The sequence below is a fragment of the Thalassospira lucentensis MCCC 1A00383 = DSM 14000 genome, from assembly GCF_000421265.1.
In the GTDB taxonomy this organism is placed as follows: domain Bacteria; phylum Pseudomonadota; class Alphaproteobacteria; order Rhodospirillales; family Thalassospiraceae; genus Thalassospira; species Thalassospira lucentensis.
On the sequence record NZ_ATWN01000001.1, the window covers coordinates 493,385 to 515,358 of the forward strand.

A 21,974-nucleotide genomic window follows, 5' to 3' on the forward strand; every position below is an offset into this window, starting at 1 on the left:
CCCGCCAAATGTCGGAAATTATTGCGCTTGATTTTGGGACGACCAATTCCGTTTTGGCGGTGGCCGACAGTGCGGGAAATGTGCAATCGGCAAAGTTCGAAGTCGGGGCCAACAGTTTTGATACCTACCGCACCATCCTGTATTTCTGGGAAGAACAGGAGCTAACCGCGCCGGGCGCACCGACCCATATGCAAAGCCGGTCTGGCCCGTTTGCAATTGCCGAGTATCTTCGTGAAAGTCATGATTGTCGCCTGATCCAGTCGATGAAGTCATACCTTGCATCCAAGGATTTTGACGGCACGGATATCTTTGGCACGACCTATTCGATCGAAGATTTGATCGCGACGTTCCTCACGCAAATCCATCATTTCGCGCAGCACAGCCTTGGCTGGTTGGGGCAGCGGGTGATTTCCGGGCGTCCGGTGGCCTTTGCCGGGAGTAACCCGGACAATGATTTTGCCGAAATGCGTCTGCGCAGTGCCTATGAGCAGGCCGGTTTTGACGTCGAAGCCATGGTGTTTGAACCCTTGGCGGCGTCCTATTATTACGGGCGTGAACTTGAAAAGGCCGAAACCGTTCTGGTTGCCGACTTTGGCGGTGGGACGAGTGACTTTTCGCTGATCCGCTTTACACCCGGTCTTGGCATGCGTGGCGTGCAACCATTGGCCCATACCGGCCTTGGTGTTGCGGGCGACCGGTTTGATTATCGCATCATCCAGAAGGCTGTCTGGCCGCGCCTTGGCTTTGGCTCCGACTATAAATCCATGGGGGCGACGCTGCCCGTGCCGCGCCAATATTACACGGCATTTTCACGCTGGCACGAACTTGCCATGATGAACCAACCCAAGACGATCAATGAAATCAAAAGCCTGATCCGCTCGGCAACCAAACCCGATGATATCGAGGATCTGGTGGCGATCATTGAAGAAGAAATGGGTTTCCATCTCTATCAAACCGTGTCGAAAGCCAAGGCTGAGCTGTCTGACAACGACAGCGCCTTACTGCAATTTTCCCACGGCGGGGTGGAGATTGAAGAACGCCTGACGCGGGCTGATTTCGAGGCTGCGATTGCGCCAGACATGGCCGAGATTGAGATCGCAGCCAAACACTGCCTTGATCAGGCAGGCTTAAAAGCCGGTGACGTGTCCAAGGTGTTTATGACCGGCGGCACATCCTATGTCCCCGCGGTCCGCAAAATGTTTGAAGACGGCTTTGGCAAAGACCGCATCGAAATCGGCCAACCGTTCTTGTCGGTCGCCCATGGCTTGGCCCTGATTGCAGCGGACGAGGGGATTGTTTAGTTAAAATCCTGCAAGTCGGCAGGCTTTTCATGAACAAGAAAAGTCACCGCCACACTGGATTTGCAGGAGTACGACAGCGGAGAAAAATAAGCCAACAGCCAAGCCGCTTAACGCATAAAGCCAGATCGAAAGCGGATGGCGTTTTAACACCCATGGCAGAATACCGCCCATAAGACACAGGGCCGGGAAGGCCAGAAGGCTGTAAAACATCAGTTGGGTAATCGGATTATTTTCTGATCCCGGTGCATCAAACATCATTGGCGACATCATCACCATCGGCAGCGACAGAAGCGCGCCGAGGATGGAGACGATCGTCAAGGTGATCCGCAGGCCTTTTTTATGAGTCATTGCACGTATCCAATTATTGTTATGGGCTCAGTTTGCACAGTCTTTGGCTCTATGCAATGCGTTGTGGTGTAGGTGATGTTTTCCACCATGCGCAATCGCCCTTTCTTTTCAGGTGGTTCGACCACATCTATTTGCCAATGTAACGGACACGGTCGGCAACGGCATGCGAAGGTCCGCATTTGAAATCAGGGAGAACAACCGATGAGTATGGAAAGTGACACGCATGTCGTTGAACGGCTAACCGGGCAAATTGTGCCCGCACTTCCCTTGCCGGCAACAAACGGGCAGTCGGTTGATTTGTCCGTCCTTTCCGGGCGCACGGTTGTCTATGCCTATCCACGGACCGCCGAACCGGGAACACCATCTCCCGCCGGGTGGGACCAAATTCCCGGGGCCAAGGGCTGCACGCCGCAATCCTGCTCGTTCCGCGATCACGCCAAAGAACTCGCAGCCGTTGGTGTCGCCAATCTGTTTGGGCTTTCAAGCCAGAGCACGCAATACCAGCAAGAAGCGGGCGAGCGCCTTCATTTGCCGTTTGCGTTGTTGTCGGATGCCGATCATCGGTTCAAGGAGGCCATGGCAATGCCCGACTTTGAGGTCGAAGGTATGCGGCTGTTCAAGCGTCTGACGATGGTTCTGGACGATGGCAAAATTACCAAGGTGTTCTATCCGGTTTCGGCACCCGCACAAGATGCCGACAACGTTTTGAAATGGTGTCGGGACAATCCGCAGGCCTGAAATTTGACGCACGGGTGCTGATTATGGTTGGCGTATTCCGCCATTGTTCGGGCCGAACTGTACGAGCCGAAAAATTATCCAGTTTAAGCTGACCCAAGATTGCGCTATTTCATGGGCATGACAGATCATGCGTTTGAAAAGACTTTTATGGGGATCGAACGATCCGCGACCGGAAAATGGTGGCGCGAACGCGATCTGGATGAGCGGCTTGGCATTACCATTGCCCAACGGTTCGGGGTGCCCGAAATTGTCGGGCGTGTCATGGCGTCGCGCGGCATTGGCCTTGATGACGCCGAAAGTTTCCTGACCCCCACTTTACGCGATTTGATGCCCGATCCGTCCTCGTTAAAGGACATGGACAAGGCCGCCGCACGCATTGCCGATGCGATTGAGGCGGGCGAAAAACTTGCCGTTTTTGGTGATTATGACGTTGATGGTGCGACCAGCACTGCGCTTTTAAAACGGTTTTTCCGCGCTCTTGGCGCCGATGTGCCTGTCCATATTCCCGACCGCATGAAAGAGGGCTATGGACCGAATGCCCCGGCATTGCTGGAATTGCAGCGCAACGGTGCCAACCTGATCTTAACCGTGGATTGCGGGGTGACTGCCTATGCCCCGCTGCAAGAAGCCAAGGATGCCGGGATCGAGATCATTGTGGTCGATCACCACGCAGCAGAACCGGAATTGCCGCCTGCGGTCGCGGTGGTGAACCCCAATCGACTGGATGACGAAAGCGGTCTTGGTAATCTGTGTGCGGCAGGTGTGGCGTTTTTACTGTGTGTCGCGATTTTGCGCGAAGTGCGCAGTCGCGGCTGGCTCGAAAAAGCCGGACTGCGTGCGCCGGATTTGCGTAACTGGCTTGATCTGGTGGCGTTGGGCACGGTGTGTGATGTTGTGCCGCTGCGTGGGTTGAACCGTGCCTTTGTCACACAGGGGATCAAGGTCATGCGTCATCGATCCAATGTCGGCATGACGGCATTGGCCGATATTGCTGGGGTGAATGAAACGCCAAGTGCCTATCACCTTGGGTTTGTTCTGGGGCCGCGTGTAAACGCTGGTGGGCGCGTTGGCGAAAGTTTCCTTGGCACAACCCTGCTTTCAGGCGAAAACCCCGCTGAGGCGCAGGATATCGCGCGCAGGCTTGATGAATATAACCGTGAGCGCAAAGCGATTGAGGATATCGTCCTTGATCAGGCAATTAGTGCCGCCGAAGGAAAATCAAAAGTCGGATCAATGGTGCTGGTCGGTGGTGAGGACTGGCATCCTGGCGTGATCGGCATTGTCGCAAGCAGGCTTAAGGACCGGTATCACGTGCCGTCGCTGGTGATGGGGATGGTCGATGGGGTCTATAAGGGATCAGCACGATCTGTGCGTGGCATTGACCTTGGGGCGGCGATCATTGCTGCACGCCAATCGGGTCTTCTGATCAATGGTGGCGGGCACGGCATGGCGGCGGGCTTTACCCTTGATCCTGAAAAGCGCGATGCGTTTGAAGCATTCCTTGAAGAACGCTTCGCCAAGATCATTGCCGAAAACGATATTCGCCCGACCATCACGGTTGATGGGGCACTTCATGCCGCAGGCGCGACCCTTGATCTGATTGAGGCGCTTGAAAATCTGGGGCCGTTTGGGGCGGGCAATGCTGAACCCCGATTTGTCTTTGTCGATTGCCGGGTGATCAAGGCCGATGTGGTCGGGGCTGATCATGTGCGCTGTATCCTGACCGGGGCGAACGGCAAGGGACGGCTTAAGGCCATCGCATTTCGGTGCCTTGATAATGATATGGGCCAGACGCTTATCAAGCATGGTGGGCGTCCGTTGCATATTCTTGGTCATTTGCGCCGTGATAGCTGGCAAGGGCGCGAAGGCGTTCAGTTGATGATTGATGATGTGTCCCTTCCGGTGTGATCGTGATGTCTTGGTGGGGGCGCAAAACCCTGATATATTAAGAGGATAAATCGTCATGTTGCGTGAAATTCGTGGCTCATATGTGCTGAAATAGCATTAAAAGCGAGTATCCTTTTTGATCCTTTCTGGCGAACCTCAGGACCTTCAGGCAAGCCGACTTTGCCGCAATAACCCTGTTTTGCGTCGATGTTGCGGGGGCTTGTTGAGGGCTTTGCTGACTGCTGCGGTTGTGATGATGACGGGAACCATTGTTCAGGCGGGGCCGCTTGATGGTTTGGACCCGTCCGATTTGCAAAAAGCGCGGAACGTCACACTCGTCACCGAAGAATATCCACCGTATAATTTTATCGAGTCAGGTCAATTGCGCGGGGTTGGTGCCGAGGTGGTGCAGGCCATGGCTCTAGCCATCGGCTATCATAAGGAAATAGAGGTTCTGCCGTGGAAGCGCGTACTTCTGCGTCTTGAGGATGAGGCGGAGATTGGTGGGTTTTCAATGACGCGCACCGCGCAGCGTGAAGAACAGTATGCCTGGGTTGGTCCGATTGTTAAGGCCAGTGTCGGGATGTACCAATTGGTGGGGCGAACTCCGCCTTTGCGCTCGATTGAGGGGCTGCGCCATGTTGAAGCAATTGGCGTGCAGGCGGGCGGTGCGCATGAGCAGGCATTGCGCACATATGGTTTTGAGAATCTTGAGCCGATCTACAATCAGGGCAGTAGCATCCAGATGCTTGCAGCGGGCCGGATTGATCTTCTGGTTTCCTCGGACATTGAACTTTTTGAGCAGCTGAACAAAACAGCCCTTACGCGAGAAGACCTTGAATTGGTCTATAGCTTTGGCCGTGGTGATCTTTATCTGGCTTTTTCAAAACAAATATCGGCATCTGCCCTGCAGGTTTGGCAGTCGGCCTACGATCATATTGTCGAAAACGAGGAGTTTGGTCGTATCATGGCAAAACACGGCGTGATGGATGATCAGCATCCGCTGCTTGAAGGTGATCTGTCTATCGGGCAGTAAGGAATAAGCAACGCATATTTTCCTTGTGCGGCAAAGACTTGCCGTAATCTCAAGATGGGATTATGCCAGACGCATCATGACACAGTACCCCACGACGCCATCCTCATCTTCTTCTCACGGTCTCAAAGCCTTTTTGACGGTTTTGATCCCGATCCTCCTGGCATTTTCACTCAGTCAGTTTTTCAGATCCGCTCAGGCGCTTCTCGCCGAACCGCTACGCGCGGAGCTTATGGTTTCGCCCGAACAGCTTGGTCTGATTTCCGGTAGTTTCCATTTTGCCTTTGCCCTGATGCAAATTCCGGTGGGCGTGATGCTGGACCGTTATGGCCCACGGTTGACCAACGGTTGCCTGATGTTGGCAACGGTGGTTGGCGTTTTGATTTTTGCCAATGCACAAAGCGTTGTCGGATTGATGATCGGGCAGGCGGTGATTGGACTGGGGTGCTCGGCGGCATTTATGTCTGCCCTTGTTCTTGCCGCCCGCTGGGTGGCACCCGAAAAGTTTGCGGCAACATCGGGTTTGATTGTGTCGTTTAGTTTGCTGGGGGTTCTGGCATCGGCAACACCATTGGCCGCCTTGGTCGAAAGCCATGGCTGGCGCGTGGTGTATTACGGGTTGGCGGGATTGAGCGTTTTTGCCGTGATCCTTGATTTCCTGTTTGTGCGCGATACGCCGCCGGGCCGGGCGAAGGCCGACCAGAAAGGCGAAACCGTTATAGAGGCCCTGTGCGGGATGATTTCAGTCTGGAAAAACCGACAGGTCTGGCTTTTGTGCGGGGTGGCGTTTTTCAGCTATCCGACGATCCTGACGGTGCGCGGGCTTTGGGGCGGACCTTATTTGCATGATGTGTTTGATCTCGGGCCGGTCGGCGTTGGAAATATCCTGCTGATCATGACGGTGGGCATGATCCTTGGGCCGCCGACCTATGGGCAATTATCACGCAAGTGGGCGGGCAAGACGCATGGCTTGATCGTCTTTGCGGTGCTGGTTGGGGCGGTGACATGTTTGCTACAGGCGTTTGTGGGCCCTGTGGGGGTTGGTGTGGCTGCGGTGTTGCTGTTGCTGCATGGGTTCCTTGGTAGCAGTGCGACGCTGAACTACGCGGCCTCGCGTGAGGCTGTTGCGGAACATCAGATCGGCCGGGCCCTGACGACGATCAACCTTGCAACTTTTGCCGGGCTGTTTGTGTTGCAAGGCATCGCCGGATTGATCATTGGTCAGTATGAAGCCGGATCGCCCAATGGCTATCGCGCGATGTTTGTTTTCCTTGGAGTAGGACTTGGTGTGGCGGGGATCAGTTTCTGGTTCGGCGCGCGGCGTAAAAAGGGATAATCTGGAACCGTTCGACCATCGGCTCGGGTTGTCGCAACATGCTTTCATCCTTATGTGGAAGGACGAAACGTGAAATAAACCACTTGGTTAAACAAGGAGGCTTGGTTTTTCCGGGATTTGGCCGGTTATGGCCCTATTTTGGGTGGGGGATTAAAAAAAACGTCACAGGGGTGAAAAAGCCGCTTGACCTTACCCGACCCAATCGCTAAAAACCGGCCTCGTTAACGCGCTGCGTCCCCTTCGTCTAGAGGCCTAGGACACTGCCCTTTCACGGCGGCAACAGGGGTTCGAATCCCCTAGGGGACGCCACTCGTTAACACAGACTGTTTTTGGTGACCGTGTCCCCTTCGTCTAGAGGCCTAGGACACTGCCCTTTCACGGCGGCAACAGGGGTTCGAATCCCCTAGGGGACGCCACTTTTCTGATCGCAGGATCAATGTGTTACCAGCAAATGCTCGTCCGATGGTTCGGCGGGCATTTTTTGCGTCTGAACGCAATATTTCCCCTACCGTTTCTATGTGCATGATCAGAACTTTGCGCTTTGCGATACTCTTTCAGGACACCGTTTCGGGTTGTTGTGCCGATATGGTGAAGCAGGCGATCATACCGCCGGTCGGGTTGTGTTCAAGCCAGATTTCCTGACCATCCTCGCGGCACAAATCGCGGCACAGCGACAAGCCAACCCCAGATCCTTTCTCGCCCGATGTTCCGCTGGTTGAGGCATATGAAGCTGTTCCCCTGGAAAATCCGGCGATCATTTCGTCTGAAGCGCCCGCGCCATTGTCACAGATTCGGATAACGATTTTGTCAGTACTTTTGTCGGCTTTCTGTTCCGGGGCAATTGCGGTGGAAATCGAAATACTGCTGCGCGGGTTTGAGAACTTGATTGCGTTTACAATCAGGTTGCGGCAGATCATTTCAGCATGATGGGTGATGCCAAACCCTGATAATCCCCGTTTGTCGAATTCAATCTTGATAGACTTGGCCTCGATCAGGGGCCTTAGGATTTTAAGGGTATTCTCAACCAGAAGGTCGAGATTGATCTCTGATCTGGCGGGTTTTTCGTCCTCAAACAAGGTCCGTCCCCAGATCAGTAAGTCATCAAGGAACCGCTGGGTTTCCGATGTCGATGTATGGAGTAGACGAATGTTGGCAAGCGCATGGGCCTGATTGCCCGCCACCAGATCCTGCTGCGCAAGAAGTGAAATACCGGCCAAACCGCTAAACGGTGTGCGCAGGTCGTGTGCCAGCACGGTGAACAGGCGGTTCTTGGCTTTCATTTCTGCCAGAAGTGAGCCGTTGAGCGAAATAATGATCATGCCGGTAAAGCCAACAGCGGTCAGCAGCAGGAAGAAAATCACATCAAGGAATGCGACCATATGGATTGAGGATGCCGCCATGAAGCTGGCAATTTCCTGATGTTCAAGCCACGTATATGTCACACGGCATGTGTGGAAAATGCCGTGTGCGGCAAAGGTGATTGCCATCAGGGATTCAGGCGCGGTCCGCTCGACACGGCCACGAAACCAGAGTGTCTTAAAGCTGGTCAGCGAGAACACCGCAAGCACGCCTGAGATCACCATGATTCGGGCTGCGATATTGGGCGCAAAATTGGTGAAATAGACGAACAACACTGCAACCAAGACCAGTGGTGCCGCAAAGGACACAAAGCTTGGTTCTCTACGCGTGTATTTCTGCAAGCCCAGCCAGTACAATCCATGCGACGCTGCAATCAGGATATTGGCAAGAATAACCGAAGCCAAATCGGGAATTACACTGCGAAAGCCAAGCAGCACAAATCCAATGGCCGCGCAAATGCCACCAATTGCCCAATACTCCGCCCCGTTGCCGCGCCGTGTAACAAACGACAGCGCGGTAAACGCAAGTGCCTGCACGATCGCAGACAGGGTGGCGATAAAGGCAAGTGTACGGATATCAAGTTCGACGCCAAACATTCAGACTCCCAATTCGATCTTTGTGCATGCCTTAACGTCTGATGTTTTTGGCAGCATTATTTTTATGGTTTCGGGTTTGCATTTTGGGTGGCCGCAAGCTCATTGCAATATCAAACGAAGCCCAATGTTTGATAAATTCAGATATCCATTTGAGTGCTGCAACGCGCTGGTAGAATAAGGTTAAAAGTCGGCAGCGGGATAGTTGTTTTTGTTGAGTTCGGCCCCTAATGGTGTGCAATAGGTTTTAGAACCTGAACCGGTGTTGGCGGACGATTTTCTTTTTGTGCAGGCGATATCGACGCGTCAGGCTTTCGCGCAGCTGTTCGGCGGTCGGGCGCGGAAGTTCGATGGTTTTGCGCAGGTCGGGCGTTTCATTCTCTGTGTCGGCATTGTCTGTGGCGATGCCCGCTGCCGTCTCGGCGAATAAATCCACCGGATCGGCTTGGTCAGCGGCAAACAGGTCGGTAACCCCTACACCTAGCAAACGGTATTTCGTGCCGTCGATTTCCTTTTTCAAAAGTGTCAGCGCGGTATCGAGAATGACGTCTTCGCGTAACGTCGGATAGGTTAGGCGCATGTTGCGGGTGCGGATTTTGAAGTCCGATGATTTCAGTTTTAGCACCACGGTGTGGCCAGCAATTTCCTTGCGCGCCAGATCGCTGGCAACACGGGCGGTCAGGCGGGTGGCAATTTCGGTCAGTTCATCAAGGCCTGCGACATCTTCGTTAAAGGTGGTTTCCGACGACAGGCTTTTGCGTTCGGTACTTTGTTCGACCCGACGATTGTCTTCTCCGCGTGAAAAGTAATACAGCCGTTTGCCAATGCTGCCGTAACGGCCCTGCAGGGCATGGATATCGCATTCCTGAAGTTGTCCGATGGTGGTGATGCCATCGTCATGGAGCTTGCGTTCCATCGCCGGTCCAACGCCCCACATCATGCGTACCGGCTTGTCGGCCAGGAAATTAACCGCCTCGGCCGCACCTATTATTGAAAAGCCAAAGGGCTTGTTGAGATCAGATGCGATCTTGGCGAGGAATTTGTTATAGGAAAGCCCGACGGACACGGTAATGCCGACCTCACGTCTGACGGTTGTCTGAAGTTCGACCAAGCATTCGGCAGGTGACTTGCCGTGCATGTCATGGGCGTTTGACAGGTCCAGAAAGGCCTCGTCAATCGACAGCGGTTCGATGTCCGGGGTCAGGGCGCGCATCATGTCGCGGACCCGGTATCCTTCGCGCTGATATTTCTTCATATCGGGGGGCAGAAACACCGCATCAGGGCACAGTTCACGGGCCTTGAAGGCCGGCATGGCAGACCGGACACCATATTTACGCGCCACGTAACAACAGGTCGAGACAACCCCGCGATGGCCGCCACCAATGATCACCGGCTGATCAATCAATTCCGGGCGGTCGCGTTTTTCGATGGAGGCATAAAATGCATCGCAATCAAGGTGACCGATAAAAAGGTCCGGCAGTTCAGCGTGCGCAATGGCGCGTTTGGCACCGCAGGATGAGCAGGCAACATAGGAACCCGCACCGCCCTTGGGCAGCGGTCGATCAAGGGTCAGGCGCCATTTATGCTGGCAATCGGTGCAAAGCGCATAGAGCATGCTTATTTGTACTTCTTTTGTTCCTTTGTTGCCAAGTCCGGAAATAGCCAAGCTGGTTTGGAATGTGTGGTTGCTGACAGGTGTTGTCAGCAAGTCGGGCAAAGAAAAAGCCGGGGATGTGCCCGGCTTTGGTCATTGGTCTTATGGGCACTCGCGCATTTGCTTTGCGCCTGATGCTAGCTTGTCGGTTTGCGCTCGGCCGGTTTTGGTGCGGCCGGTTTTACCGCTGCGGGTTTTTGCCCGGCCTTTGCGGCACGTTTTGCGCGGCGCTGACGGGCGATCATTTGATCAATGTAGCGTCCCTGGAACAGGGTGATGCCAAGTGACTGACCGAACTTGATGGCGGTTGGGCTGTCGCACCGACACAGGATGACGCGTTCACGGCCGGAGTTTTTAACTAGACTGTCCATCTCGCCGTATTTTTTGCGGATGACATTGTCTGTCATTTCTTCGCGCCATGCGACCTTGATGAAATCGGCCTTAAGACGTTTGCGATCCACAAAGGACAGCGATTCCACGGTCAGATTATCAATCAGGATCCTATAGCCGCGTTCATGAAAATCATCACGCACCTTCAGATATGTTTCCAGATTGGAAAACAGATCGACCTGATTAAGTTCGATGATCACGTTGCCCGGCCATTTGCGCCGCACGGTTTCATCAAACTTGTCAAAATCCTTGGACGTCAACGTTCCAAGGTTCAAGTTTAACGAGAATGAGCTGGCGTGTGTCTTGAATGTTCGCTTGCACAGGTAATTGAGCATGCGTTTATCAAGGACTTCGGTCATGTGCTGAAACAGCCAGCGATTTGACGCCAGATCGATCTTTGGCATCAAGGCATTGCGCAAATCGGTGATGGAGACAAAGAATTCATCGAAAACCGGATGGAGTTCCTTGGACCCGCCATGGGCAAATACGCACACGGGTTGCTGACGGATATGTTCCGAAAGGTCGGCGGAATGAATGGTTTCCTCAAGCTGGGCGAGGTTTTCCGCATCAATCGGCTGCAGGGTTTCATCCTTGTCGCGCTGCTGGGCTGCGCGCATGTTGAGGTTTTGCTGTAGTTTTTTGGCGCGTTCATCAAGATGCTGACACAGCAGCAGGAATTCCTGAAACTCGGTATTCAGGTTGTACCAGGTGCAAAAGCCGGTTTCTTCGCTGTCGTCCTGTGACAGTGGATCATCGCGGAACAGATAACGCAGTGTATCGACCGCCGGTTCAACATCGGCGATTGATTTGTCTTTCCACACGAAAATAAGATCGTTGTTGGTCAGGACAAAAATACGCCCGACATAGAGTTTCACATAGCTTTCAAAGGTATTGGTCGCAACGCGGATGTGATAGTCGCGGCGATGAAACGGTTTCATCCGCGACATATGGATATGTACCGCGCGATGCCCGTATTTCCGGGTTTCCAGCCGTTGCACATAATCAAGCAACAGGTATTCCTGTAACGCCTGCTGACCATATTGCTGCGGTTCAATCACGAGCGACCCCTGAAAGAGAAACTAATAGTTTTATATCGTTATGGGCTCATTCCATACAATGGCGAGCAACGCAGGAGCAAATCATATTCTTCTGAAGTTCAGGTTAATACGCCGATCTGCCTGTCTCTTTTATATGAAGTATCTATTGCCAAGGGCAAGTCGGAGCTGAATGACAGTTACGGTTTTTTCTTTAACGAATTCTTGGCAAGCAGAGTGCAAAATCAATGTGATATGGGGTAATCGATACTAATTTTTTGCCAATTGTCGGGTGGGAATGCAGTATGGTTTTACGAATTGTCTTTAGATTATAGGGGATTGGCGCCATGCAGGTATCCGCAAAGCGGACCGCAAACTGGCTGAAAATCAGCAAGGGGCTTGCTGTAATCGGCATGGTTTCATGGGTGTCGGCCTGTGCGCCGCTGCTAGATCAGGACTTCTGGGACGAAGCAACATCGTTTGCGGATGAAAATTATACCGCACTTGGTCTGCAGCAACTTGCCAGTGGCGACTATGCCTCGGCCGAGAAGTTGTTTGACGAAGCATTGCGCAAAAATCCGCAAGACGGTCACGCGATGCTGTGGCGGTCGGTTCTTTATCAAAACACCAACCGACCGGACCGTGCGAAGGATGGCTATGACACATTGGTCGCCATGAACCCGCCCGGCACCGTTTTAATGAGTACGGCAAGCGGCACTCAGCCCCGCCCATTGCGCGATGCGGCCGAATTCAACCTGATGCGTTTGCAGCGCGGATTGCCCGGATCGCTCAGCATCAATGATCAAATTGTCACCGGGCCGTCGGGGTTGTCCAATGTGAACAGTGGCATGGATACACCGGCTGGCATGGGCAATACCATGCCACAGGGAAAATCGGCCATGACCACCGCGGCACGGACGGCGAACATCCCCGCAGGTGCGGCACTTTCGGCGGGCGATGAAGCCATTGCAAAACGGTTCGGGATTTTGCGCGATCTGCAATCAACCGGCCTGATCACACCCGAAGAATATTCCGCACGGCGTTCAGCAAACCTTGGCGCCTTGTTGCCAATGAGTCAGCAGGTGCCGTCAGCCTTTCTTGATAGCCCGCCACCAGACGGGTCGCAGGTCGAACAACGGTTGAACCAGTTGAACCGCGCCTTGCAAATCGGTGCGATCACGGTTCAGGAACATGTTGCAGAACGCACCGCCATTCTGGATGCCTTGTTGCCCGCCCAACCACGCCAGCGCGCGACACCCGCACCCGCACCACAAGGCTTGATGGATGCGGCCCGCCAGATTGCCCGGATCGAAGATCTGTCGCAGATGAAGCTTGTGACAGCCGATGAATTCAAACGGGAACGCGACGCCATCGAGGCTGCGATTATCGAGCCAGCTCAGGCAAATGTTATGCGCGTTAATTCCGGTGAGCCGGTACGCCGCGTTGCCACAGGCGAAAGCCGCGCGGTGCAGCCAGGCGATGCCGACGCCATGGCCCCAGACGCCGCACCGATCGCAAGTGGGGGGCGTTCCGCCCATCTTGCATCGTACCGCAATGAACAGCAGGCCGAGCGAGGGTGGCAAGTCCTTAAGGGGCGTTATGGTGAACTGGCATCCTTGCAGCATGGTGTGACACGCGCCGAAATTTCCGGCAAAGGCACTTATTATCGCCTGATGGCGACGGGGCTTAGTGACAGTGCTGCAAAATCGCTGTGTGCGGACCTTAAACGTCGCGGTCAGTTCTGCGACGTTAAGTAACGCTGTCACAGCAGGGTTTTGGGATAAACGGCCCTAAGCCTAAGATACCGAATATAACGCCGGTGGGTTGATCCTTCGTGATCTTGTAGCCCGCCGGCGTTATTGTTTGTGCAAGACTATCAGCAAGTTGTCCCCAAAACGGTGCAAAGTGATGATTTTTATCTTTAGCGATTTTGGCATTAACGGACCCTACAGCGGCGCCATGCGGTCGGTCGTGATGCGTATGGCACCCGCTGTGCCGGTGTGTGATTTGATGGTGGATGCGCCCGATCGTAATCCCAAGGCAGCGAGTTATCTGCTGGCAGCCCTTTGTTGCGAATTCAAGCCCGGTGATGTGGTGCTGGCGGTGGTTGATCCCGGCGTTGGCAGTACGCGAAAAGGGGTGGTTGTGCAAAGTGATGGGGTGTCATTTGTCGGGCCGGACAACGGTCTGTTTGAAATCATCATGCGTCGCGGCAAGGACGTCTCCATGCGCACGATTGACTGGATGCCAGATGATCCGTCGGCCAGTTTCCACGGGCGGGATATTTTTGCGCCGGTTGCGGCGATGATTGCGACCGATACGTCGTTTGAAACGAGCCCAATGGTGGCCAAGGATCGAAATATAACGGCGCAAGGCTGGCTAGATGAGCTGGCTGAAGTGATCTATGTCGATACATACGGTAACCTGATGACCGGACTGTTGGCGCAAAAAATGTCTGATCAATTGATGCTCAACAATCAGGTCATTGCTGGTGCGCGTACATTTTCAGACGTGAATTTGGGAGAAGGATTTCACTACCGCAACTCAATCGGCCTGTGTGAAATCGCGGTTAATTGCGGACGTGCTGATCAGCAGTTCGATGCGGTGATTGGAACGGCGGTTGCAAAACATCGCCTTGATGACAACAATCTGTGATTGGTTTGTCTGGGAAAAGTGATATCTTTCAAGCGTATTTCATCATTGGTTCGCGTCATGCGAACAGAAGTCAGTCGGGGTCCGTTGAATGACGATTGAGGTCAAATTTTGGGGGGTGCGTGGAAGCATTGCGTGCCCGTCACCGGACCATGTTGTGTATGGCGGCAACACCAGTTGTCTTGAAATGCGGATTGGCAATCAGGTTCTGATCTTTGATGCGGGGACCGGCATTCGCAACCTTGGCAAGGATATGATCCGTCGCAATATCACCCACGCCACAATCTATTTGACCCATACCCATTGGGATCATATCAACGGGTTCCCGTTCTTTGTGCCGGCTTATAACCCTGATGCGTCGTTTAAGGTGATGGCGGGGCATTTAACCGATCAGGGTGGGGTGGAACGGGTATTTTCCGCTCAGATGGCTGACCCAACATTCCCAGTGCCCTTGTCGACGATGCGATCCAAACTGACGTTTGAGGATTTCAATGTTGGTGATGAATTACATCCGGGCGAAGGTATTGTTGTGAAAACGGCACCCTTGCGCCACCCGAATGGGGCGACGGCTTACCGCGTTGAATATGAGGGCAATTCGGTGTGCTATGTCACCGATACCGAACATGATCCCGATGCACCCGATGAGGCCATTTTAGACTTCATTCAAAATGCTGATCTGGTGATTTACGACAGCACATATACCGACGAAGAATTTCCCACCAAGGTCGGGTGGGGGCATTCCACATGGCAGGAAGGTATTCGGTTATGCCGGGCGGCCAATGCCAAACGATTGGCCCTGTTCCATCATGACCCGGATCATAATGATGCCGCCATGACCGTGATCGAACAAAAAGCCAGATCGAGCTGGGCGGATGCCTTTGCCGCGCGCGATGAAATGGTTCTTAGGATCGAATAGGCAAATTTCCCCGTTTTTCTGACACGACAACGTATCGCCATGTGGTGCCCTAGTGTGATGATGGGGCGGGTCACTCTTTGGTGTGTTTGGTGTTTAGAAAACGCGGGAATATTTCGGGAAGATGCGAATTTCAATGCGGCGATTTGCCTCGCGGTTTTCCTCGATTGGGTTGCCGAAGTCATCGCGGTTGGGCAGCTTTGGCCGGGTGTCACCATATGAAATCGCGCGCATGCGTTTTTGATCGGGGTCAACCCCAAGAGCGTGCAAAAATCGCACAACGGCAATGGCGCGACCTCCGGCCAGTTCCCAATTTGACGGGAACCGCCTGGTACTGATGGGGCTATCATCGGTGTGACCGGCGACTTCAACCTGAAAACCCAAATAGCGCGGCTGCTTTAACAGGTCGCCTGTGTCTTTGAGGAATACGACCGCGTCGCGGGTCAGATTGGCCGATCCTGGCTGGAAAAACGCGCCACTGCCAAGCTCCATCAGGATGCCTTCATCGTCGGTGGACACCTTGACGTCACTGTCCATCGCCATATTGAAAACGACATCTTTGAGGTCGGTTTCAAGTACCTCTGTCGGGCGGATAACCTCACGCTTGCCGATTTGTTCGGCAATCCCGGCCTGCACTTTTTCAAAGATCGGGATTTCGACTTTGGAAAAGCTGACCAGCATGACGAAAAAGGCCATCAAAAGGGTGATGGCATCGGCATAGGTTGCCAGCCAGTCCTCGTTGACTTGTTCTTCCTCTGTGCGTTGCATGCCTTTTCTGCGGCGTGCCATGGTGTCTTCCTTTTGTCAGTGCAGATCAGTGCGCGTGACCGGTTGTTATTTTGACGACTTGTCGATGTTAAAGTGGATCGCAGGATCAAGGAATGAGTTCATTTTGTCCTGAATGGCGCGTGGGCCTTTGCGATCCGCCAGCATGATCAGGCCTTCGGCAATCAGGTAATTGCGAAACCGCATGATTTCTTCGCGCTGCTGAATTTTGCTGGCAGCGGGCATAAAGAAAAACCGGGCCGCAACAATGCCATAGAGCGTTGTGATCAAGGCAATTGCCAAGCCAGCGCCAAGCGACGTCGGATCATCGGCCATTTTATCAAGCATGATGACAAGGCCGACCAGTGTGCCGATCATGCCAAAAGCCGGTGCTGCGGCGGCCATGCTTTTAAGGATTGAAACCGGGACCAGATTACGGCTAAACGCATTTTCAATAGCGTTATGGAGCATATCGGCGGTTTCATCGCCGTCGTAGCCGGTAATGACCACTTCCATTGCCCAGCCAAGAAAAGGTTCGTCCTTGCCAACGCGCTCGGCTTCCTGCTCAAGTGCGTTGATGCCCTTTTTTTGCAGAAGATATCCCCATTTGACAACACGGCCGACTTCGCCCGTCAGTTGCCCACGGCCCATCTGAGGGGCGCGAAAAATCTTGAAAATCAGTTTTAAGGCAAGCAGTACATAGCGTGCTTCATAGGCAATAAATGTCGCGGCGAGTGTGCCGCCGATAACCATCAATGCGCTCGAAAGGCTAACAAATACAAAGTAGTTATCGGTCGAAATAAAAATCGATCCGATAAACAGCCCAAGCCCGACCATGATGCCCAAAATTGTCGTAAACGACATGGTTGCTCTCATTCCCCCAGAAAGTACGCATCGGTATTCCCCAACCGATGACTTCGTTCTTTATAAACAGTCTAGATCTTTTGCGCTAGCATAGCTGTCTCAATGGTTGCCATTCGGTGAAAACTGGGGCGAGATATTGCCTGATTTGAAGGATCAGCTGTCTAAGGGGAGCAGGGGTTCTCAGGGTATTGAGTAAGCCGTACGGTGATTGTCCCTCCCTTTAAGGTGCTTGATCAGGTATCGCGTGACGTTTAGATCAGTGGAGGCGTCCCATCTGCTCGCAAATCGATCCCTTTATTTTTGCCCGCCGATGGGAAAATACAAGGTTTCTTTGGCTTCAGGTTATTTAATCAAGGTTCGTGAATGCTCTATGACGCCCGAATGTCGCTAAGGAACTTGTCGACCTCGGTGCGCAGATCAACCGACAGTCCACCAAGTTCATCGGCAACGGCCAAGACAAGATGGGCAGCCTGATCGGTTTCCGATACGGTGCCACTAACACGTTCGATGTTCGAACTGACTTCCTGTGTGCCGATGGCAGCCTGTTCAACATTTTGCGCAATTTCGTCGGTTGCTTCGGACTGTTGCTGAACCGCATCCGAAATGGTGTTGGTCATATCGGTAATCCGCGTGATCACACTGGCGATGTCGCTGATAGAGGTCACCGTTTTACCAGTTTCTTCCTGAATGGCAGCGATCTGGGCGGAAATGTCATCGGTCGCCCGCGCGGTTTGGTTGGCAAGGTTTTTGACCTCAGCGGCGACAACTGCGAACCCCTTGCCAGCTTCGCCAGCACGGGCAGCCTCAATGGTGGCATTGAGGGCAAGAAGGTTTGTTTGACCGGCAATATCACTGATCAACTCGACAATTTCACCAATGCGGTTGGCCGCATCCGACAGACCGGCAACTGTGACAGATGATTGTTCGGCTTCGCGCGATGCTTCCTGTGCAACGCGGCTGGATTGCTGAGCCTGTTGACCGATTTCGGAAATTGATGCGGATAAATGATCGGCAGCGTTTGATACAGTGCGTACATTAACGGTGGCTTCTTCGGACGCGGCGGCGACGGTTGTTGCACTTTTGCTGGCAAGGTCAGCGGCCTGCACCAAGCCACGCGCCGTTGTTTGCATTTCACCTGCAGAATGCGATACCGCATCAATGATTTTGGCGATCAGACTATCAAAATTCTCAATATGGCGTTCGAGCTTACCCATGCGTTCTTCGCGGCGTTGGGATGCGGCGTGTTGTTCGGCCTCCATCTTCTTTTTGGCAATGGCGTTGGTGCGAAAGACATCAACCGATTGCGCCATGCGCCCAATTTCATCGCGGCGGGTCAGGGCATTGATTTCAAAATCCGTGTTGCCATTGGCAAGGGCGGTCATGTCGGTGCCAAGGTTGGACAAAGGGCCAGTGACGATACGTGACAGCAAAACGCGCATGCCGATGATGGTGGCAATCGCAATCGCGATCCCGCCGATCAAGATACCGATCAGGATGCGGTTGGTTTTGGCCTGTTCCGGGGCAACAGACAGGCTGGACGACAGGACTGCAATCACATCGCCTTTTTGTGCGTCCATGGCTCCATGGCAGCTAAAACAAACTTCGCGATCGGCCCCCTTGGTCACGCCTAGAACAATCGGCATGGATTTGCGATAGGTCCCTTCATCGGTATAGCGACCGATGGTTTTGCCGGTTTCTATGGCCTCGATATCAATGGCGTCACGCGGGGCTTTAATAGGCTTGTCACCAAATTCCTGCATGTAGGCGACCGTTTTGGGCCCCCATGCCGACCAAAGTTCGCCGGGGTAATCTTGGTTGCGGCTGTCAAACCAATTGTTGAAAACGTTAATACCAATATCGTCAATATCATCTGGGCGGGCTGCCATAACATTGACGATCAGGGCATGAAGCGACGTCAGTTCATTCTGGCTAAGTTGGTCAAGCTTGGCATCCATGGCGCGTTCTTCGACGATGGTCATCATCAAAAGCGCAATGACCACAGTTGTTGTCACGCCGAACGCGGACGCCCACATGAAACGTTTGCGGATGCCCATGGCATTGAAGGCAGACAGAATGCGCATATTTCTTCCCCGGGTGGCGGTGATGGACAAACCACGCGGATGCCCCGCACGGATTTCCTGCTGTTCATGGATGGACCGAACATCGTCTGAACGCGGGCTGCGTGCTTTGATGTGCGTCAAGACAAGTTAAAGTCGTTGGGACGAGACAGGGTAATCAGCGCATTGATCAGGAAAGGCCGGGCTGGGGGCTTGTCAGCTTTACGATCAACAGGCATAACCACGCCAAGAGATACATTCGAAAGACAGGACTGTTTGATGACGCTTTCATATAGCGATACGCGCAAAAAACTCGATCAAATCACCGCTGAAATGGTGGGTTTGATCCGGAAATACGATCTTGATGCTGCCAGTCCGTTTGACGTTATTGCCGTGGCGCGCGCCAAGATTTCAGATGAGCGCGATTACATCCGGTTCCTTGAGCTGTCTCTTGAAGGCCGGATTTACGGCGAATATGGCGAGGCGTTGCAAAAGCAGATTGATCAGGAAGCCAAGCAGGCAGAGGCCGCCAAAAAGTTGAACTGAAAGCCAAACCTGTCTGGTGCTTGTGAGTACGGCTGAAACCAAAAATATCCTGAAAATTTGAAACGCCTGTTTTCGTTTGAGAAGACAGGCGTTTTTGGTTTCGCAACGGTTGATAAATGACGGAAATATTATAGTCAGGCATTGCCTGATAAATCGCGGGTTTTGCGATTAAGGCGGGGTGTCACAAAATATTCCCGATGTTGTCACCGTCCTGACGTTGAGAGACCGCCAAACACCGATTATATCGCTGCTCTAAGGACGCGGCATGAACGCCCCGTCATTGTTTCGCGAAATATCTCGTGAAACGTCACGAGCAACAGGATGGCTGACATGAAAAAGAGTTATGTCCAAACTCTGATGGAAGTCGAAAAAGTATTCGGTCAGATCAATGACCATGACTATCGCCTTTACCGCGCGGTATGGGGAAATCGGCAAGCCGCCGAAACCGGCCTTTCGCGTGGTATACGGGCTGAAATCAGCAAGAAACTTGCCAATGATTTTGTCACGCGACCCAACGCATCTGTGCCGCGCACGGCAATTGCCCACGCAGCCTGATCACGTGGCAAACATAAACGACCGGATTCTATGGCGGGCAGGGTGATCGACCTTGCCAAGGCAATCGGTTTGAGGCATCAAGTGACGCTCATGAAGGGTAAACAGCGACCATGTTCGTCGTTTACCCCAAGCAGCGTTTTTATGCCTGATTGCTAAGCGGAGTTTCCCATGTCGATTAAGTCGTTGATCCGTACCATTCCCGATTATCCGAAAAAGGGAATTATGTTCCGCGATATCACGACGCTGTTTTCCGATGCGGACGGATTGCGTGACGTGATCGACGGTTTCGCCGCCGAATATCAGGATAAAAACATCGACGTGATTGCCGGGATCGAAGCCCGCGGCTTTGTCATTGGTCCGGCAGTCGCTGTTGCGCTTGGCATCGGGTTCGTCACTGTGCGTAAAAAAGGCAAGTTGCCCGCTGAAACCATCAGTGTTGAATATGATCTGGAATATGGTTCGGATGTGATTGAAATCCATAAGGATTCCATCAAGCCCGGTCAGCGCGTTTTGATCATGGATGATCTGATTGCCACTGGCGGGACGGCTCTTGGTGCGATTGATCTGGTTGAAAAGGCTGGTGGTGACGTTGCCGGATGCGCCTTTATCATTGATTTGCCCGACCTTGGCGGCGCGCAGAAAATCCGCGACCGTGGTGTCGATGAATTCCATCTGGTTGAATTCGAAGGCGATTAAAACAGGCCTCATTCGGCCGGTTTGTCGATTTTTCTGCCGTTTTGCCCCGTTTTCGAGTATAATGTTGCAGTTGAATAAGATTTAATGCGTTGCCGGTTTCCGGCAGGGATTGGAAAATGGTTGTTGCTGTAAATACACCGCAGGCCGTTACGCAAGTCAGTCAGTACGGGCGACTGATGGCTGCTGGCGCGCGCGGTGTGGCAACAGTTGACCGCAACAGTCAGGTCGAAGAGTCTTCTCAGCATTTCGGATATAACCCCGATGATGACGGCATTTTGTTCAATGCCTATGTCGATGGCAAACACAAACGCCAATCGGGGCAGGGGCATTCTAGCGAGCAAAAAGACCAACGCACAGAGCAGCGCGGCATGTCGGCCGCACGCCGTTCCAGTGACAAGGACGGCGCGATTGAACCGCAGGGTGACATTGATTTCGCAAGCCTGCTTGATCCCAGCATTCCGTTCGATCTGTCGTCAAACAGCGGCACGTCTTTTTACGCCGTGGTGAATGCGGTGGTACATGGTGCGGGCTATCGCGGGACGCATCTTGATACGTCTGTCTGATCGCTGTTTGGCAAAACAATCATCATTCAAAATTTTGAAAAATGGGCTGGTGGGTGCTTGTTGGTGTCTGCCATAGGCCGTATGATTGCCCGTCGTTAATTCTTAGTCAGACCATCGGGCGCAGCATGAAGAACAAGCCGGTTCTCAATACGGTTTTCGAAGCAGCATTCAGACTTATCGATCATGCGCTGAATGATAACGAATATCTGCAGCCGCAAAAGCTGCACCGGCTTTTGTATCTGGCGCAAGCCTATTACGGGGCAAATTACCACGGCAACATGCTGATGCCCGCCATCTTTGTCGCCGAGGAATTCGGTCCGGTTGAACCAAACCTTTATGCCGTGATGGAAGAATGCCGTCCCGATGTGCGGCTTAAACCGGTTGATCCGAAAACATCGCATTTCATCGAAAGCATCTGGGCACAATTTGGCCACCACACGGTCGAACATCTCAGCATGACGGTCTGTAACCATCCGCCCTATACCAAGGCCTACAAGGCGGGTACAGGGACGATCATTCCCTATCAGGACCTGGTCGATTTCTATGCGTCGGTTCGCAAATCTGCAACCACACCAGAAGCCAAGGAAGTCGTGCGCCCGCGTGTCATGCAGTCGCACAAGGGTAAGCCGGTTGCCACAACGGACTGGTTGCCGCGACGTCTGAAATAGTCGGTGAGATGGTCCCAAAACC

Annotated in this window: 20 protein-coding genes and 2 tRNA genes; 15 read left to right on the forward strand and 7 right to left on the reverse strand. The window is 53.2% G+C overall.

What is annotated here, in order from left to right:
* Positions 1-8 precede the first annotated feature (8 nt).
* Positions 9-1,301 (forward strand): Hsp70 family protein, encoded by a 1,293-nt coding sequence (locus K355_RS0102350; RefSeq protein WP_022730510.1) that lies wholly within the window; start codon positions 9-11, stop codon positions 1,299-1,301.
* 27 nt (positions 1,302-1,328) lie between these two features.
* Here the strand turns inward: K355_RS0102350 and K355_RS0102355 are convergent, their stop codons facing one another.
* Positions 1,329-1,649: a hypothetical protein gene (locus K355_RS0102355; RefSeq protein WP_022730511.1), complete on the reverse strand. Its 321-nt coding sequence runs from the start codon at positions 1,647-1,649 to the stop codon at positions 1,329-1,331.
* A gap of 201 nt (positions 1,650-1,850) precedes the next feature.
* Between K355_RS0102355 and K355_RS0102360 the strand changes: the two genes are divergently transcribed.
* From K355_RS0102360 to K355_RS0102385, 6 genes are all read left to right on the forward strand, one after another.
* On the forward strand, positions 1,851-2,387 hold the full coding sequence (locus K355_RS0102360; protein ID WP_022730512.1) for a peroxiredoxin: 537 nt from the start codon (positions 1,851-1,853) through the stop codon (positions 2,385-2,387).
* A gap of 111 nt (positions 2,388-2,498) precedes the next feature.
* Positions 2,499-4,295: a single-stranded-DNA-specific exonuclease RecJ gene (gene recJ / locus K355_RS0102365; RefSeq protein ID WP_022730513.1), complete on the forward strand. Its 1,797-nt coding sequence runs from the start codon at positions 2,499-2,501 to the stop codon at positions 4,293-4,295.
* Between the two features lie 202 nt (positions 4,296-4,497).
* A complete protein-coding gene (locus K355_RS0102370; RefSeq protein ID WP_147250377.1) occupies positions 4,498-5,310 on the forward strand; it encodes a substrate-binding periplasmic protein in 813 nt (270 codons plus the stop codon).
* A 76-nt stretch (positions 5,311-5,386) separates the two neighbouring features.
* Positions 5,387-6,643 carry an MFS transporter gene (locus K355_RS0102375; protein WP_022730515.1) on the forward strand — a complete coding sequence of 419 codons (1,257 nt, stop codon included), beginning with the start codon at positions 5,387-5,389 and terminating at the stop codon, positions 6,641-6,643.
* Positions 6,644-6,876: 233 nt separating this feature from the next.
* Positions 6,877-6,952 (forward strand) — tRNA-Glu (locus K355_RS0102380).
* Positions 6,953-6,983: 31 nt separating this feature from the next.
* Positions 6,984-7,059: transfer RNA gene (locus K355_RS0102385), tRNA-Glu, on the forward strand.
* Positions 7,060-7,197: 138 nt separating this feature from the next.
* On the opposite strand, the gene K355_RS0102390 is transcribed toward K355_RS0102385, so the two are convergent.
* From K355_RS0102390 to K355_RS0102400, 3 genes are all read right to left on the reverse strand, one after another.
* Positions 7,198-8,598: a sensor histidine kinase gene (locus tag K355_RS0102390; protein ID WP_022730516.1), complete on the reverse strand. Its 1,401-nt coding sequence runs from the start codon at positions 8,596-8,598 to the stop codon at positions 7,198-7,200.
* A 244-nt stretch (positions 8,599-8,842) separates the two neighbouring features.
* A complete protein-coding gene (locus tag K355_RS0102395) occupies positions 8,843-10,210 on the reverse strand; it encodes a DNA polymerase IV (RefSeq protein WP_022730517.1) in 1,368 nt (455 codons plus the stop codon).
* A gap of 176 nt (positions 10,211-10,386) precedes the next feature.
* Positions 10,387-11,697 (reverse strand): EAL domain-containing protein, encoded by a 1,311-nt coding sequence (locus K355_RS0102400; RefSeq protein ID WP_022730518.1) that lies wholly within the window; start codon positions 11,695-11,697, stop codon positions 10,387-10,389.
* A 323-nt stretch (positions 11,698-12,020) separates the two neighbouring features.
* Between K355_RS0102400 and K355_RS0102405 the strand changes: the two genes are divergently transcribed.
* The 3 genes from K355_RS0102405 (at position 12,021) to K355_RS0102415 (ending at position 15,241) form a co-directional block, all read left to right on the forward strand.
* Entirely contained in the window at positions 12,021-13,430 is a 1,410-nt protein-coding gene (locus tag K355_RS0102405) for an SPOR domain-containing protein (protein ID WP_022730519.1), read from the forward strand.
* Between the two features lie 151 nt (positions 13,431-13,581).
* Positions 13,582-14,328: an SAM hydrolase/SAM-dependent halogenase family protein gene (locus K355_RS0102410; RefSeq protein WP_022730520.1), complete on the forward strand. Its 747-nt coding sequence runs from the start codon at positions 13,582-13,584 to the stop codon at positions 14,326-14,328.
* A gap of 88 nt (positions 14,329-14,416) precedes the next feature.
* A complete protein-coding gene (locus K355_RS0102415) occupies positions 14,417-15,241 on the forward strand; it encodes an MBL fold metallo-hydrolase (protein WP_022730521.1) in 825 nt (274 codons plus the stop codon).
* Positions 15,242-15,334: 93 nt separating this feature from the next.
* Here K355_RS0102415 and K355_RS0102420 read toward each other — a convergent pair whose 3' ends face one another.
* The 3 genes from K355_RS0102420 to K355_RS0102430 all read right to left on the reverse strand — a co-directional run bounded on the left by K355_RS0102420 (position 15,335) and on the right by K355_RS0102430 (position 18,921).
* Complete coding sequence (locus K355_RS0102420) at positions 15,335-16,027, reverse strand: OmpA/MotB family protein (RefSeq protein WP_022730522.1); 693 nt, start codon at positions 16,025-16,027, stop codon at positions 15,335-15,337.
* 45 nt (positions 16,028-16,072) lie between these two features.
* On the reverse strand, positions 16,073-16,867 hold the full coding sequence (locus tag K355_RS0102425) for a motility protein A (protein ID WP_022730523.1): 795 nt from the start codon (positions 16,865-16,867) through the stop codon (positions 16,073-16,075).
* 368 nt (positions 16,868-17,235) lie between these two features.
* A complete protein-coding gene (locus K355_RS0102430; protein ID WP_033368476.1) occupies positions 17,236-18,921 on the reverse strand; it encodes a methyl-accepting chemotaxis protein in 1,686 nt (561 codons plus the stop codon).
* Positions 18,922-19,203: 282 nt separating this feature from the next.
* On the opposite strand from K355_RS0102430, the gene K355_RS0102435 reads away from it, so the two are divergent.
* From K355_RS0102435 to K355_RS0102455, 5 genes are all read left to right on the forward strand, one after another.
* Positions 19,204-19,470, forward strand: a complete 267-nt coding sequence (locus K355_RS0102435; RefSeq protein WP_022730525.1) for a hypothetical protein — start codon at positions 19,204-19,206, stop codon at positions 19,468-19,470.
* A 330-nt stretch (positions 19,471-19,800) separates the two neighbouring features.
* Positions 19,801-20,025: a hypothetical protein gene (locus K355_RS0102440; RefSeq protein ID WP_022730526.1), complete on the forward strand. Its 225-nt coding sequence runs from the start codon at positions 19,801-19,803 to the stop codon at positions 20,023-20,025.
* Positions 20,026-20,193: 168 nt separating this feature from the next.
* Positions 20,194-20,721, forward strand: coding sequence for an adenine phosphoribosyltransferase (locus tag K355_RS0102445; RefSeq protein ID WP_022730527.1), 528 nt, complete (start codon positions 20,194-20,196; stop codon positions 20,719-20,721).
* A gap of 116 nt (positions 20,722-20,837) precedes the next feature.
* The gene (locus K355_RS0102450; RefSeq protein ID WP_022730528.1) at positions 20,838-21,284 is read left to right on the forward strand and encodes a hypothetical protein; all 447 of its coding nucleotides are present in this window, start codon (positions 20,838-20,840) and stop codon (positions 21,282-21,284) included.
* A gap of 125 nt (positions 21,285-21,409) precedes the next feature.
* Positions 21,410-21,952: a Panacea domain-containing protein gene (locus K355_RS0102455; protein ID WP_028791237.1), complete on the forward strand. Its 543-nt coding sequence runs from the start codon at positions 21,410-21,412 to the stop codon at positions 21,950-21,952.
* Positions 21,953-21,974 lie beyond the last annotated feature (22 nt).

What these genes read in the sequence shown, in the direction of transcription:
- K355_RS0102350 (WP_022730510.1), top strand. Translation starts at nt 9, where the DNA reads ATGTCGGAAATTATTGCGCTTGATTTTGGGACGACCAATTCCGTTTTG.
- K355_RS0102355 (WP_022730511.1), bottom strand. Translation starts at nt 1,649, where the DNA reads ATGACTCATAAAAAAGGCCTGCGGATCACCTTGACGATCGTCTCCATC.
- K355_RS0102360 (WP_022730512.1), top strand. Translation starts at nt 1,851, where the DNA reads ATGAGTATGGAAAGTGACACGCATGTCGTTGAACGGCTAACCGGGCAA.
- recJ (WP_022730513.1), top strand. Translation starts at nt 2,499, where the DNA reads ATGGGCATGACAGATCATGCGTTTGAAAAGACTTTTATGGGGATCGAA.
- K355_RS0102375 (WP_022730515.1), top strand. Translation starts at nt 5,387, where the DNA reads ATGACACAGTACCCCACGACGCCATCCTCATCTTCTTCTCACGGTCTC.
- K355_RS0102390 (WP_022730516.1), bottom strand. Translation starts at nt 8,598, where the DNA reads ATGTTTGGCGTCGAACTTGATATCCGTACACTTGCCTTTATCGCCACC.
- K355_RS0102395 (WP_022730517.1), bottom strand. Translation starts at nt 10,210, where the DNA reads ATGCTCTATGCGCTTTGCACCGATTGCCAGCATAAATGGCGCCTGACC.
- K355_RS0102405 (WP_022730519.1), top strand. Translation starts at nt 12,021, where the DNA reads ATGCAGGTATCCGCAAAGCGGACCGCAAACTGGCTGAAAATCAGCAAG.
- K355_RS0102410 (WP_022730520.1), top strand. Translation starts at nt 13,582, where the DNA reads ATGATTTTTATCTTTAGCGATTTTGGCATTAACGGACCCTACAGCGGC.
- K355_RS0102415 (WP_022730521.1), top strand. Translation starts at nt 14,417, where the DNA reads ATGACGATTGAGGTCAAATTTTGGGGGGTGCGTGGAAGCATTGCGTGC.
- K355_RS0102420 (WP_022730522.1), bottom strand. Translation starts at nt 16,027, where the DNA reads ATGGCACGCCGCAGAAAAGGCATGCAACGCACAGAGGAAGAACAAGTC.
- K355_RS0102425 (WP_022730523.1), bottom strand. Translation starts at nt 16,867, where the DNA reads ATGTCGTTTACGACAATTTTGGGCATCATGGTCGGGCTTGGGCTGTTT.
- K355_RS0102430 (WP_033368476.1), bottom strand. Translation starts at nt 18,921, where the DNA reads ATGGGCATCCGCAAACGTTTCATGTGGGCGTCCGCGTTCGGCGTGACA.
- K355_RS0102435 (WP_022730525.1), top strand. Translation starts at nt 19,204, where the DNA reads ATGACGCTTTCATATAGCGATACGCGCAAAAAACTCGATCAAATCACC.
- K355_RS0102440 (WP_022730526.1), top strand. Translation starts at nt 19,801, where the DNA reads ATGAAAAAGAGTTATGTCCAAACTCTGATGGAAGTCGAAAAAGTATTC.
- K355_RS0102445 (WP_022730527.1), top strand. Translation starts at nt 20,194, where the DNA reads ATGTCGATTAAGTCGTTGATCCGTACCATTCCCGATTATCCGAAAAAG.
- K355_RS0102450 (WP_022730528.1), top strand. Translation starts at nt 20,838, where the DNA reads ATGGTTGTTGCTGTAAATACACCGCAGGCCGTTACGCAAGTCAGTCAG.
- K355_RS0102455 (WP_028791237.1), top strand. Translation starts at nt 21,410, where the DNA reads ATGAAGAACAAGCCGGTTCTCAATACGGTTTTCGAAGCAGCATTCAGA.